Origin of the sequence: Demequina sp. (assembly GCF_016278765.1) — a bacterium.
Taxonomy (GTDB): Bacteria; Actinomycetota; Actinomycetes; order Actinomycetales; family Demequinaceae; genus Demequina.
In genome coordinates this window covers 1-13,589 of the sequence record NZ_JADQBE010000031.1, presented here as the reverse complement: position 1 = coordinate 13,589, position 13,589 = coordinate 1, and the positions used below count along the sequence as shown (strand labels likewise).

The window sequence follows — 13,589 nt, the reverse complement described above, 5'->3', positions numbered from 1 at the left end:
CAACGGAAGGACCAGCACTGTGCTGTATTCAAAGATTCCCGCCGCCCAGAAGCGGGCCGCGTTTCGACGGTCACTCGACAGCGGAAAGCTGCTGCGAATTCCGGGTGCGTTCAACCCGCTGAGCGCGAATCTGATCCAACAGAAGGGCTTCGAGGGCGTGTACATCTCGGGCGCGGTCATCGCGGCCGATCTCGGACTTCCCGACATCGGGCTGACGACGCTCACCGAGGTGGCCAACCGCGGCGGCCAGATCTCGCGGATGACCGACCTGCCGACGCTCATCGACGCAGATACCGGTTTCGGCGAACCGATGAACGTCGCCCGCACCGTGCAGACACTCGAAGATGCCGGGGTCGCTGGTCTACACATCGAGGACCAGGTCAACCCCAAGAGGTGCGGCCACCTCGACGGCACAGCCATTGCCGACTCGGATACCGCGGTCAAGCGCATCCGTGCGGCCACGGACGCGCGTCGCGATCCCAACCTGCTGGTCATGGCGCGCACCGACATTCGGGCCGTCGAGGGCCTCTCCGCGGCGGTCGATCGGGCGAAGGAGCTAGTGGATGCGGGAGCGGACGCGATCTTCCCGGAGGCGATGAAGGACCTCTCCGAGTTCGAGGCAATGCGGGGCGCCATCGACGTGCCGTTGCTTGCCAACATGACCGAGTTCGGCAAGTCCGAACTGCTGACCAACGAGCAACTCGCCAACGTGGGCGTCAACATCGTGATCTACCCAGTCTCGCTACTGCGACTCGCGATGGGAGCGGCTGAGCGCGGCCTGGACACCCTGGTCGCAGAGGGCTCTTTGAACTCGGAGGTCGCCAACATGCAGACCCGGGCGAGGCTCTATGAGCTCAACGACTACGCGGGTTACAACACCTTCGACGAGTCCGTTTTCAACTTCAGCCTCTAGAGGCACACCCCCCTGAGCAGACCCACTACCTCAAAGGAGTTCGCAGTGCTGGAAGACAAAGACGTCTACAAGGGTCTCGCCGGGGTGCCGGCCGACTACACCGCCATTTCCACGGTCAACACCGCATCTAACTCGTTGCTATATCGCGGCTATCCGGTGCCGGAACTGGCCGCGAGCAGGAGCTTCGAGGCAGTGGCCTACCTGCTGTGGCACGGGGAGCTTCCCGATGCGCGGCAGTTTGCCGAGTTCAAGGCTCTCGAACGTTCTCAGCGTTCCCTCGATCCGATCGTGAAGCGCGTGATTGACGACCTGCCGCTGACGGCGCACCCGATGGACGTCCTCCGCACCGCCGTGAGCGTGATCGGTGCTCTCGACCCGGCGGCCGCCGACCCGTCGGTGGAGTCGAACCTGTCGAAATCGATCACCCTGCTGGCGAAGCTGCCGGCCATCGTCGCCTACGACCAGCGGCGTCGTCGGCATCAAGATCTGGTCGAGCCACGTGACGACCTCGGCTACTCCGCCAACTTCCTCTCCATGGCCTTCGGAGAAGTCCCGAGCGACGTGGTGGTGGACGCTTTCAACGTGTCGATGATTCTCTACGCCGAGCACTCCTTCAACGCCTCCACCTTCACCGCCCGCGTCGTCACCTCGACGCTGTCCGACCTCTACTCGGCGGTGGTGGCGGGCATCGGCGCCCTCAAGGGACCTCTGCACGGAGGCGCCAACGAGGCCGTCATGCACCTGTTCGACGAGATCGGCACGGCAGACAACGCCGATGCTTGGCTCGAGCGGGCACTCGCGGACAAGCGAAAGATCATGGGATTCGGCCACCGCGTCTACAAGAACGGCGACTCCCGCGTCCCCACCATGAAGAAGGCGCTCGACACGCTCATCGTCGAGTACGACCGCCCCGATATGGCCGAACTCTACGACGCGCTCAACGAAGCGATGCAATCGCGCAAGGCGATCAAGCCGAACCTGGACTACCCCTCCGGCCCGGCGTACCACTTGATCGGCTTTGACACTGAGATGTTCACCCCGCTGTTCGTTGCCTCCCGCCTCACTGGGTGGACCGCGCACATCATGGAACAACTCGCGTCCAACTCGCTGATCCGCCCACTCTCCGTCTACAACGGAGTCGACGAACGCCACCTGGACGGCTAGGCCTACACAGCGAAGACTCTGGTGACGCGACGTTGTTGAAGGCAGGCAGCGCCGTGACGGCCGGACACCGTCACAGTGTGAGGATCAACGCCTCACCCTGTCCCCCACCGCCGCACAGAGCCACCACGGCCGTGCCGCCGCCCCTGCGTGACAGTTCGTGGACGGCATGCACGGCGACACGTGCCCCGGAGGCGCCGATCGGGTGGCCCATCGCGATACCTCCCCCGTGAATATTGACGATATCGGCGGAGACCCCCAGCTGGTCCCGCGACCGCGCGACCACGGCGCCGAAGGCCTCGTTGATCTCGATGAAGTCGCAGTCCCCCGGCGCAATACCGTGCCGTGTGCACGCTTGCTCAATGGCGCGCGCTGGCTGCTCCTGAAGGGAATTGTCGGGGCCGGCCACCTCTCCGTACGCCCCGATCACCGCCAGCACAGCCCAGCCATGTGCGTCGGCGTTGTCGCGGGTGGTGACCACGACCGCCGCGGCGCCGTCGGAAATCCCCGAGGCGTTGCCGGCTGTGATGGACCCCTCCGGCGAGAATGCGGGCCGGAGCCGCGACAAGGTCTCGACCGTTGTGTCCGGTCGGACGCCCTCGTCTGCGGTGATCACCACTGGCTCGCCCCGACGCTGGGGCACCTCGATGGGCACGATCTCCGCGTCGAACATCCCGTCAGCCGCGGCCTTGGCTGCCCGCTGGTGCGAGAGCGCCGCCACGGTGTCCTGATCCTCGCGCGACACTCCCAACCGGGTGTTGTGGCGCTCGGTCGACGCGCCCATGCTGTCGCCATCAAAAGCATCGGTCAGGCCGTCACGTGACATGTGGTCCAGCATCTCTACGGAGCCGTACCTCCAGCCGGTTCTGGAACTTGGCAGCAGGTGCGGAGCATTGCTCATGGACTCCATGCCCCCTGCAACGACCACGGTCGCGTCGCCGAGGCGGATCATGCGAGAGGCGTCGACGATCGACGACAGCCCCGACAGGCACAACTTGTTGACAGTGTGAGCAGGAACGCTCCACGGGATGCCGGCCGCGATGGATGCCTGACGCGCGGGATTCTGTCCGGCTCCGGCCTGCAGCACCTGTCCCATGATGGCGGCGTTGACCAGTTCCGGGTCGATCGCGCCCTGTGCCAGCGCCCCGCGGATGGCGGCCGCCCCCAAATCAACGGCGGTCAGCGACGACAACGCCCCGAGCAACTTGCCCTGAGGGGTGCGCGCGGCGGCGACGATCACCACCTCCGGCCCGCTCATGACGCCAGCTCCACGATCAGGGGCGCTTCTGTGGCCGCAGCGACCTCCTCGGCACTCACCCCGGGAGCCAGTTCCACCAGCACAAGCCCGCGTCCGGTGACGTCAATCACCGCAAGGTCCGTGATGATGCGATCGACCACCCGCTTGCCCGTCAACGGCAACGAGCACGTCTCGACAATCTTGGGTGAACCGTCGCGCGCCACGTGCTCCATGAGCACCACCACGTGCCGGGCACCGTGCACCAAGTCCATGGCGCCACCGGGTCCCTTCACCATCTTCCCCGGGATCATCCAGTTTGCGAGGTCCCCATTCTTGGACACTTGCATGCCTCCCAAGATGGCGGCGTCGATTTTGCCTCCGCGGATCATGCCGAAGCTGGTCGCCGAGTCGAAGTACGACGCTCCGGGTAGCACGGTCACGGTTTCCTTGCCGGCGTTGATCAGGTCGGGATCGACGGCCTCCTCGGTGGGGTATTGACCCACCCCCAAGATGCCGTTCTCGGATTGCAAGACCACCGTGACGCCCTCGGACAGGTGACTTGGGACCAGCGTGGGCAATCCGATGCCGAGGTTCACGTAGGACCCGTCGACCAGTTCCAATGCGGCCCGGGCGGCCATCTGCGTTCGTGTCAATGGCATGACGTCACTTCCCTTCCGACTCGGTCACGGTGCGCCTCTCGATGCGCTTCTCGATGGCCCCGCCCACCTCCACGACCCGGTGGACGAAGACGCCCGGCAGGTGTATCGCGTCGGCGTCGATCTCGCCAGGTTCGACGAGTCTTTCCACCTGGGCGATGCAGATCGTGCCAGCCATGGCGGCGAGGGGATTGAAATTGCGCGCCGACTTATTGAAGACGAGGTTGCCGTGGCGGTCACCGAGAGCCGCGTGTACCAACGCAAAGTCCGTGACGATGCTTTCCTCGAGGACGTAGTCACGCGTGCGGCCCCGAATCGTGAAGGGACGCACTTCCTTCGCCTCCGACGCTTCGGCAATCCCACCGGCGCCGTCATAACGCAACGGGAGGCCGCCGTCGGCCATCTGCGTGCCGACTCCGGTGGGTGTGAAGAACGCGGCGACTCCCGATCCGCCCGCGCGCAGCTTCTCCGCCAAGGTGCCCTGTGGGGTGAGTTCCACCTCAAGGTCTCCGCCAAGGAACTGGCGCTCGAAGTCCTTGTTCTCGCCCACGTAGGACGACGTCATCTTGCGAATCCGACGTGCCGCGAGAAGGACTCCCAGTCCCCAGTCGTCTACCCCGCAATTGTTGGAGACGATCGAAAGATCCGTCGTGCCCTGCGCGAGAAGGGCCTCGATCAGCGCCATCGGGTTGCCGCACAGGCCGAAGCCACCCACGGCGATGGAGGCTCCGTCCTCGATATCCGCGACGGCCGCCGCCGCCGATTCATAGGTCTTGTCCATCATTTCTGGGTTCCTTCCTGTGCGGCTGCATCGATCTCGGTGCCGATCACCTGGGCCATGAGGGCGCCGCCTGCGGGCGACAGCACGATCGTGTAGTGGTTGAAGCGATCGATCCGTTCGTGAGTGACCGTCGGCAGCAGCGGGAGGGCCCGCTCAAGGTATTCGGGTGCGTACAGCCCGGGCCTCTCATTGACCAGCCCCTTCCACACCGTCACCAGCCGGGTGGGGTGGTGCAGTGCCGCGAGGGCGTCGCGAATTGCAGAGCCGGTCGCGAGGTCGGCAGTGTCGTGGACGACGACGTCGTATCGCGTAGCCGGGCGTAGCTGGTCGCCGTCCGGCACCAGGTCATATCGGACGTAGTCCTCGAGCTCATCGGTCCAGTCGGCGACGAATGCGGGGTGCTCTCGCCACAAGGCGAGATAGGCGTCCTCGTCCGCGAACCGCATCGACAGGCGCTCTGCGGTGGGTCCCAAGAGCGCCGCCACCAAGTCGTCAGGTGGGATCTGAGCGGGAACATCGAACGGGATGCCGCCGTCGATGAGCACCAGTTTGGTCACCCGATCGGAATGGTGATGAGCGGTCACCACGGCCACGAAGCCACCCATGGAGTGGCCGACGACCACCAGGCGATCGATCGCGAAGTGATCGAGCACCGCACCCATATCGCGGGCGTGCGCATCCATCCCGGCAGGCCCCTCGACTTCGGAACTGCGGCCGCGTCCGCGAAGGTCCGGGGCGATCACCCGCACGCCGGGAAGGTGGCGGGCCACGAACGGGAAAGCCAGGTGGGAGGACGTGACTCCGTGGATCATCAGCACGTCAGCGGTGTGTTCGCCGATCGGCTCCCAGACGCCCACGCGCAGGGCGCCACCCTCGACGGGGACGTCCACCGTGCGGTAGTCGTGACTGCTCATTTCGCCGTCCACCCTCCGTCAATCGTGTACGAGGACCCGGTCACCATGCCCGCGTCCTCCGACGCCAGCCAGAGCGCGAGTGAGGCGACCTCGTGCGGTTCAACGAGCCTCTTGATGACGGTCTCCCCGAGCATGATCGTCGAGACCACGTCGTCCTCCGGTATGTCGTGCACCCGCGCCTGGTCCGCTATTTGCTTCTCGACCAACGGGGTACGGACGTAGGAAGGATTGATGCAGTTGCTCGTGACGCCATGCGGACCGCCCTCAAGAGCAGTCACCTTGGACAAGCCTTCGAGCCCGTGCTTGGCCGAAACATAGGCGGACTTGAACGCGCTCGCCCGCAGGCCGTGGACGCTGGAAATGTTGATGACCCGCCCCCAGCCCCGCTCATACATGGCCGGCAGCGCCGCGCGAATCAGCAGGTAGGGCGCCACCAGCATGATGCTGTGGAGCAGCCGGAACTTGTCGGGGTCAAACTCCTCGAGGGGGCTGACATGCTGCAAACCCGCGTTGTTGACGAGGACGTCCACGTCAAGCGTCAGGTCGTCGAGGGAGTGTGTGTCCGATAGGTCCACATGCCACGCCTCTCCCCCGACGGCGGCCGCCGCCTCGTCGGCTGCGTCGGCGTTGATATCGGCGATCGTCACGTAGGCTCCGCGCGTCGCGAAGGCGTCGGCGCACGCCCTGCCGATGCCGCTGGCACCGCCGGTGACGAGCGCGCGCTTGCCCTTCATGCTGTCCGTCATGACTCCTCGCTTTCCGCCCGACGCGGGGGCGTCAGGGCGTTTTGAATGAATCGCATCATCGCCTCAAAGACGTCCGGATCGAGGTCCACAGGCGGCCGACCGTCAGAGTCTCTTTCCCACAGCAGGTAGCGCATTCCGATGAGCTCGCCGATGCCCATGAGCGCCCAAGCGGTCACCTCCGGATCGAGTCCGGGGTCAATCTCGCCCACGCCCTGTGCCGCCTCGAGCCCCGCGATGTACCCCTCGACGATGCGCGTGTAGTGCAGCCGCAGCATCTGAGGGGAGACGAATTCCGCCTCGCGCACCACGCGGTACAGGGCGGGGTGCTGGGCCGTGAAGCGAAAGAACCCGGAGAAGCCGGCACGTTCCGCCTCGACCCGCGAGCCCGTCCCCTCCATCGCGGCGGCCATGGAATGCCTCACCCGCCGGTTGAGGTCCACCACGAGTGCCTCGAACACCGTCTGCTTGGAGTCGAAGTAGAGGTAGAACGTGCCCATCCCCACGCCCGCACGTTCGGTGATCTTCACGATCGACGCCTCGTGATAGCCGATGTCCGCGACCACATGCTCGGCCGCCTCCAAGAGCTTGGCGCGCGTCTGTTCGCCCCGCCTGGTGAGGGGCCGGCCGGCCGTGGACGACACCTCTTCGGCCTCATGCAACTCAGTCATGATGTGCCTCCTCCATCAGCGTGATCGCCCGGTCACGCAGTCTGGCCTTCACGACCTTGTCCGTAGCCGAATGGGGTAACCGCGACACGAATACGACGCGGACGGGAACCTTGAAGCCCGCCAGATTGCGACGCGCGTGCGCGAGGATCTCGTCCTCGGAGACCGCGGCGCCCCGCGTGGCGACAACGAACGCCACCCCCCGCTCCCCCCACACGGAATCAGGCACGCCCACCACGGCGACCTGCGCGACCAGCGGGTGCAGAGCCAACGCGAATTCCACCTCCGCCGGGGCCACGTTCTCGCCACCAGAGATGTAGATGTCTTTCAGTCGATCCACGATGCTGAACAAGCCATCCTGGTCGCGATGAACTAGGTCCCCCGTCCTCAGCCACTGCCCGTTCAGGGCGCGCTGTGTCGCCTCGGGGTCGCTCAGATAGCCCGCGAAGACGCTGGGTCCGCTCACCCAGAGCTCCCCGGACGCCTCGCCCTCGAGCGGCAATCCGGTCTCCGGGTCCGCGATGCAGACCTCCACATACGGGTAGGGCCGGCCGACGGCGCCGTGGTGGTCCGCGACCTCGTCCGCCGGGAGATAAAGAACGTTTGGCGCAGCCTCGGTGAGCCCGTAGCCCTGAGTGAGGGGAACACCCCGATCCCGCCAGGCCTTGTGGAGCGCCTCCGAGGCCGTGGCGCCGCCGATCAGGGCCGTACGCAGGCTCGAAAGATCAGCCGATTCCCAGTCCCGGTCGGCTTCGAGCATTCGGTACTGGGTGGGCACGCCCATCATGCAGGTGACGCGACGCTCCTCGATCAACTGCAGGACGCGCGAAGGTTGGAAGGAGCGCTCGAGCACCACCTTGGCGCCCACCCACCACGCGAGCAGCGGCTGCACGTTCCAGGCCGCCACGTGGAACTGAGGCAGCACCACGAGCACCACGTCGTCTGGCTGTACTGGTAACGAGTGCGCCAACGCGAGATTGTTCCAGAAGCAGTTCGCGTGCGTGAGCACCACACCCTTGGGCTCCGCCTCGGATCCTGAGGTAAAGATCACCAGCAGGGGGTCGTCATCACGGACGGGGCGAGCCGGCTTCACGCTGCGGGCATGAGGCGCCGCAGCCTCGACTCCCGTGGTGCCGAGGTTCGCGACCGGGGGCTCCGGGTCCATCGCTCTCAAGGCCTCCCACGCGAGGGCTCCGTGCTCGTCGTCCACCAGTACGAGCGCGGGTTCCGTGCGTGTCAGCGCCGCCGTGAGCTCCCTCGGGGTGAGCCGCCACGACAGTGGCACAAACGCGATGCCGCTCAACGCGCACGCGAAGAACGCCACCACGTGGTCGGTCGAACTACCGGAGATGGTGGCGATCCGATGCCCCGCGCCGTAGCCCGCCGCCGCCAGCCGCTCCGCCAGATCCGACGCGCGCCTGGCGAGCGTGCGGTAGTCGACCGTGACGCCGCGGTCGTCGATCGCGATGCGGCCGGGATCCTGCGCTGCTCGACCAAGAAGCCAGCGGCCGATGGTGTGGGGCTCCGCCGCCTGCCCGTACGCCGCATCGGGAATGGTCATGGCCGTGCCTCCTGCGCAATGTCAGGTGCGCCAGCGCTTTCCGCGTCGAGCGCGCGCAGGGATGTCGCACGCGCGCGTCCCCGCCTCCGGCGCCACCATGCGTCTACCGTTCCGGCGATACCCCCAGGCAGAAACATGACCACCAGAATAAAGAGCACGCCAAGAATGAACAGCGGCTGTGACAGCGGAACCCGCAATACGTCCGGAAGCGACGCAATCACGTCGGAGCCCGCCAATACCGTGAGCCGCTGGTCCAGCAGCGTATAGAGGACGCCTCCCACGATGGCGCCCCACCTGAACCCCACACCGCCGAGCACCACCATCACCAGGATCGTGATGGTGAGATCCGCCGAGACGGCCGTGGGCGTCGTTCCCGACTGCAACAGCACGTAGACGACGCCCATGAGCGATGCGCACAGGCCGGCCGCGGCAAACGTGATGAGTTTCGCGTAGGCGGGACGCAGGCCGAGCACTTGAAGGCGCAGGTCGTTCTCGCGAGAGGCTCTCGACAGGTGACCGAGACGGGACCGGTCGATCCACAGCGCAACGAGGTACACGAAGACCAGTATCGCGAGCGTCAGCCAGTACATATTGCGGGTATTGATGACGCCCAGGAAGAAGTCCGGCACGTGATCGGTATTGAGGCTCAATCCCTCGTCCCCGCCCGTGACGGCGGCGTTGCGCCGCACCAAGACGGAACCCCCCTGGGCGAAGGCAAGAGTCACCATGGCAAAAGGGATGCCTGTCACTCGGATGCTCACCGCCCCGGTGACGAGCGCGATCACCAGGCCGCCCACCAAGGCTATGAGGATGCCGGGCCACAGCGGCACGGAGAGGTTCTCGAGCACGATTCCGAGACCGTAGGCGCCAGCTCCGAAGTACAGCGCATGCCCAAAGGACAGCATGCCCGCGGTGCCCAGCAGCATGTTGTAGGACAGCGCCAGGCCCGCGAAGATCATCGCGAGGGACAGCAGCGCTAGGGTGCCGGGTTGGTAGGTCGCCGTGGGCAGGATTCCTGGAACCCGGATATTGAGGAGTGGCAACGTGGCGAGCAGCGCCACGCAGGCTCCCCCGGCGACCAGGGGTGCCGCGCGGCGCAGAGTCGAACGTCCAGAACCGTGTGAGGCCTCCGTCATGTTCATGCCCTCCGTCCTATGAGCCCGGCGGGTCGCACCAGGAGCACCGCGGCGAGCAGGATGACGACGATGAAGTCGCCCGTCCCGTTCAGGTAGTAGTTGGCGAATTGCTGGAGCACCGCGACCAGGACGGAAGCGACGGCGGCGCCTGTCAGGGAGCCGACGCCGCCAATGACGGTGACGATGAACGCGAAGATCAGGAGCGTCGAACCCAGGTGCGGTGAAACGTAGCCCGTGTAGTGCGCGGCAAGGACCCCGCCCACCCCCGCCGCGGAACCGCCGATGGCGAACACCACGGTAAACGCACGACGCACGTCGATACCGAGGGCGGTGACCATCGGCCGGTTCTCGACGCCTGCGCGGATGATGATTCCGTAACGGGTATAGCGCAGGAAAAACACCAGACTGACGAGCAGCGCGGTCGCAGCCCCCATCAGCACCCAATACGTGTTCGGGATCGAAGCTCCGAAGACGTCCGTGGTCTGCTTAAGCCACGCGGGACCCGCGATGTAGATCGGATCCGCACCCCAGATTCCCTCGAACAGCGCCACCGCCGCCAAGGCGAGACCCACGGTGACCAGCACCTGCTCGATGTGTCGGTCATACAGCGGTCTGATCAGGGCGAGTTCGGTGAGGCTCGCCACCGCCGCACCCACGACGCCGCCCACCAGGATGGACAGCGCGAACACCCACCACGATTCGCTGTCGAGACGGCGGGCTACCTCCCAGCCGATGAAGGCGCCAAAGGTGAGGAAGGCGCCGTGCGCGAAGTTCAGCACGTGCATCAGCCCATAGATCAGGCTGAGTCCCGACGCCACAAGAAAGTACAGCGCGCCGAGCCCTATTCCAGTGAGGGTGACGAGGATGAGAGAACTCATGCGGATTCCTCGCTACCGTTGCCGGCGGGGGCTTCTGCATACACTCCCAGGAGCCGCTTGATGAGTGCCTCGTCATCGAGGAATTCGACCGCGCGCCCGGTGTGGACAACGCGCCCACCGCTGATGACGATGGCGTCGCCAGCGAGCTGGCGCACCACCTCAAGGTTCTGTTCGACAAGCAGAATCGGCACCTTCTCCGCCGCCCGGCGAAGCGCGATGGTCACGTCGGCGACGATCTTGGGAGCAAGCCCCTTGGTGGGTTCGTCGACCAGCAAGATGCGGTTGTCGTTGATGAGTGCGCGAGCCACCGAAAGCATCTGCTGCTGTCCACCTGACAGCGTTCCAGCCATCTGATTCCGGCGCTGAACCAGATCCGGGAACAACTCGTTCACCAGTTCGCGCGCGGGTTCGCGTTGGCGCTCGGCTAGCGCAAGGTTCTCGGCAACGGTGAGCCGCGCAAACACTTCACGATCCTCGGGCACATAGCCCACACCGCTCTGGACGATGCGGTGCGTACGCAGGCCGTCGATTCGCTCGCCCGCGAGTCGTATCTCGCCACTCCTGGAGATCAGTCCGAGGATGGCCCGCAGCGTCGATGTCTTGCCCACGCCGTTGCGCCCAAGTACGGCAGTGATTCCCGTGGCGGGAACAGAGAGCGAGACGTCTTCGACCACCTGCTGACCGTTGATGGATGCCGACAGGTTCTGCACCGTCAGGATCGAGCCGTCGGTCGTGCCGTCGCTCATGCTGCAGTGCCCAGGTAGGCGCGCTGGACGACTGGATCCTCCATGACGCGTTGCGGCGTGTCGAACGCGATGATGTGACCAAAGTTGAGGACCGCAACCTTGTCCACCAGGCCCATCAGGACGTCAATGTGATGTTCCACCATCAGGACAGTGCATCCCTTTTCTGCGTGAAGCGTTCGGATGTTGTTGACCAGCCCGCTCACGTCGCCGGAACCCACGCCCGCCATCGGCTCGTCAAGCAAGACCAGTTGGGCATCCGTCGCAAGTAACACCGCGATCTCCAACTTGCGCTTGTCACCATGGGAGATGTCTCCGGCGAGGTCGTGCTCGCGGTGGCCAAGTCCCACCGATGTGAGGTGCGCGCGGGCGCGTTGCGTTGCCTCATCGCCGCGGCGGGGAAAGTGGAGCACGGAGTAGTTCCCGCCCAGCGAGACCTGGGCCGCGATGCGGACGTTTTCCAGCACACTGAGTCGGGGAAAATAGTTGGAGGTTTGGAATGTCCTCCCCAGTCCCGCCCGCGCGCGCATCGGCACTGACATCGATGTGATGTCCGCGCCATCCATCTCGACAGTGCCAGCCGTTGGCCGCATGACGCCGGAAACCACATTGAACAGCGTGGTTTTTCCTGCACCGTTGGGACCGATCACGCCGATGATAGAGCCGGGCGCGACCTCGAGGTCGACATTGTCAAGAATGGTGGCGCCGCCGATGCGCAGGCCGAGGCCGGCAATGCGCAGCGCGGGCGGGACTGAGGTAGCCATATCGAACCGTACCGGTACGCTACGGCATCTCGGGAGGAGCGACGTCGGCGGCGGATGCCGTCGCGAGCAACTCAGGTGCGTAGGAGTCGCCGTTGGCGACAAGCTGCACCTGATACATGTCCTGAATCATCGCGTGGTCGCTGGCGCGAACCGTGATGCTTCCCTTAGGACCGTCGAACGTGTAGCCCTCGAGTGAGGAGATCATCGCCTCCACGTCACCGGCACCGCTTTCGATCGCGTGAACGATCATGATCGCCGCGTTGAAGCCATCGGGGCTAAAGAGATCAGGAGCTCCACCTGCCGCGGTGATGCTGTCGACCATCGCGGTGTTGACCGCGTTGTCCGGAGCGCCGGGGAAGTAGTAGTTGAGGAACTTGATCTTCGACGAAGCGTCACCGTAGGCGCCAAACGTCGCGGAGTCGCCCAGCCCGGTGACCACCGGAATCTGGTCCAGGACGCCCTGCTGACTCAGCGCCTGCCACATGGCACCCGAGGTGGCTCCGGCCCATGCGACGAACACCAGGTCGGGCTTAGCGTCAATGACCTGCTGCGCGAACGTCGTGAACTCGGTGACGTCCTCTGAGACGAGGATCGAGTTCACCGTGGCACCCTTGGCGCCAAGGATGGCATCCACGGCGGCCGCGTTGCCCTGGCCAAATGCCGTGTCCTGAGCAAAGACCGTGATGGTCTTGCCCTCGATGTCGTTCAGGAACGTTCCCGCAGTTGCCACGTCCTGGGCGCTCTGGCGACCGGAACGGAACGTGTAGTGGTTGACACCGGTAATCGCATCGGCTGCGGCGGGCCCGGAAATGTAGAGCACCTTGTTCTGATCCGCCTGCTCGGCGAGAGCAAGGGCCACGCCGGAGGAGACGGTTCCGGCAAGAATGTTGACGCCCGAACCGATCAGTTCCTTGGCTGCGGTGACCGCCGTGTCAGCGTCGCCTGCATCGTCGCGATACTCGACGTTGATGGAGACGCCGTTGACAGAATTTGTGCCGTCGGTCGCGTAGTCCAGACCTGCCTTGAAGCCATCCAGGTACTGCTGGCCGTAGCCCGCCAACGGGCCTGACTGACTGGTGAGGACTCCCACCGTCACGTCCGTGATGCCGGGGGGTGCTGACGATGAGTTGGACGCGCTAGACGTCGTCGTGGGGGTCGTTTCGCCTGGGGCGCACGCGGTCAGTGCCAGCGCGGCGACAGCCGCGACACTCCCCGCGAATACCTTGGAATTGAGCCGCATGTGCGTACCTTTCGCCTTTGGAAGGATCCAAACCTGACAGGTGATTCAGGTTCGTTGTAAAGGTAAGAGCCGCACAGCGCAATGTCAAGTGAGCGCGTTGACTCATGAGAGACCTCCGCGTAGCACCATGCGTTGCCTCTTTGGCCCTGACCCCGTTCAGTGGACACGGGGTTATGCGGCTTCTTGAAAGTCCG

At 65.2% G+C, this 13,589-nt stretch carries 14 protein-coding genes; 2 read left to right on the top strand and 12 right to left on the bottom strand.

What is annotated here, in order from left to right; all coding sequences use genetic code 11:
- Positions 1–19 precede the first annotated feature (19 nt).
- Both prpB and QZZ29_RS05960 read left to right on the top strand, forming a co-directional pair.
- On the top strand, positions 20–913 hold the full coding sequence (gene prpB, locus QZZ29_RS05965; RefSeq protein ID WP_291382073.1) for a methylisocitrate lyase: 894 nt from the start codon (positions 20–22) through the stop codon (positions 911–913).
- 48 nt (positions 914–961) lie between these two features.
- A complete protein-coding gene (locus QZZ29_RS05960; RefSeq protein ID WP_291382178.1) occupies positions 962–2,077 on the top strand; it encodes a bifunctional 2-methylcitrate synthase/citrate synthase in 1,116 nt (371 codons plus the stop codon).
- Between the two features lie 70 nt (positions 2,078–2,147).
- On the opposite strand, the gene QZZ29_RS05955 is transcribed toward QZZ29_RS05960, so the two are convergent.
- The 12 genes from QZZ29_RS05955 to QZZ29_RS05900 are packed head-to-tail and all read right to left on the bottom strand — an operon-like array spanning position 2,148 to position 13,395.
- A complete protein-coding gene (locus tag QZZ29_RS05955) occupies positions 2,148–3,332 on the bottom strand; it encodes an acetyl-CoA C-acetyltransferase (RefSeq protein ID WP_291382072.1) in 1,185 nt (394 codons plus the stop codon).
- On the bottom strand, positions 3,329–3,970 hold the full coding sequence (locus tag QZZ29_RS05950) for a 3-oxoacid CoA-transferase subunit B (protein WP_291382071.1): 642 nt from the start codon (positions 3,968–3,970) through the stop codon (positions 3,329–3,331). The genes QZZ29_RS05955 and QZZ29_RS05950 overlap by 4 nt, the downstream gene beginning before the upstream one ends.
- 4 nt (positions 3,971–3,974) lie before the next feature.
- Complete coding sequence (locus QZZ29_RS05945; protein WP_291382070.1) at positions 3,975–4,751, bottom strand: CoA transferase subunit A; 777 nt, start codon at positions 4,749–4,751, stop codon at positions 3,975–3,977.
- A complete protein-coding gene (locus QZZ29_RS05940) occupies positions 4,748–5,662 on the bottom strand; it encodes an alpha/beta hydrolase (RefSeq protein ID WP_291382069.1) in 915 nt (304 codons plus the stop codon). Before QZZ29_RS05940 ends, QZZ29_RS05945 begins: the two co-directional genes overlap by 4 nt.
- Positions 5,659–6,408 (bottom strand): 3-hydroxybutyrate dehydrogenase, encoded by a 750-nt coding sequence (locus QZZ29_RS05935; RefSeq protein ID WP_291382068.1) that lies wholly within the window; start codon positions 6,406–6,408, stop codon positions 5,659–5,661. Before QZZ29_RS05935 ends, QZZ29_RS05940 begins: the two co-directional genes overlap by 4 nt.
- Positions 6,405–7,076 (bottom strand): TetR/AcrR family transcriptional regulator, encoded by a 672-nt coding sequence (locus QZZ29_RS05930; protein WP_291382067.1) that lies wholly within the window; start codon positions 7,074–7,076, stop codon positions 6,405–6,407. Before QZZ29_RS05930 ends, QZZ29_RS05935 begins: the two co-directional genes overlap by 4 nt.
- Positions 7,069–8,634, bottom strand: coding sequence for an AMP-binding protein (locus QZZ29_RS05925; protein ID WP_291382066.1), 1,566 nt, complete (start codon positions 8,632–8,634; stop codon positions 7,069–7,071). Before QZZ29_RS05925 ends, QZZ29_RS05930 begins: the two co-directional genes overlap by 8 nt.
- Entirely contained in the window at positions 8,631–9,770 is a 1,140-nt protein-coding gene (locus QZZ29_RS05920) for a branched-chain amino acid ABC transporter permease (protein WP_291382177.1), read from the bottom strand. The genes QZZ29_RS05925 and QZZ29_RS05920 overlap by 4 nt, the downstream gene beginning before the upstream one ends.
- Before the next feature lie 2 nt (positions 9,771–9,772).
- Positions 9,773–10,648 (bottom strand): branched-chain amino acid ABC transporter permease, encoded by an 876-nt coding sequence (locus QZZ29_RS05915; protein WP_291382065.1) that lies wholly within the window; start codon positions 10,646–10,648, stop codon positions 9,773–9,775.
- Positions 10,645–11,394 carry an ABC transporter ATP-binding protein gene (locus QZZ29_RS05910; protein ID WP_291382064.1) on the bottom strand — a complete coding sequence of 250 codons (750 nt, stop codon included), beginning with the start codon at positions 11,392–11,394 and terminating at the stop codon, positions 10,645–10,647. The genes QZZ29_RS05915 and QZZ29_RS05910 overlap by 4 nt, the downstream gene beginning before the upstream one ends.
- Entirely contained in the window at positions 11,391–12,155 is a 765-nt protein-coding gene (locus QZZ29_RS05905; RefSeq protein ID WP_291382063.1) for an ABC transporter ATP-binding protein, read from the bottom strand. The genes QZZ29_RS05910 and QZZ29_RS05905 overlap by 4 nt, the downstream gene beginning before the upstream one ends.
- A gap of 19 nt (positions 12,156–12,174) precedes the next feature.
- Complete coding sequence (locus QZZ29_RS05900; protein WP_291382062.1) at positions 12,175–13,395, bottom strand: substrate-binding domain-containing protein; 1,221 nt, start codon at positions 13,393–13,395, stop codon at positions 12,175–12,177.
- Positions 13,396–13,589: the final 194 nt, after the last annotated feature.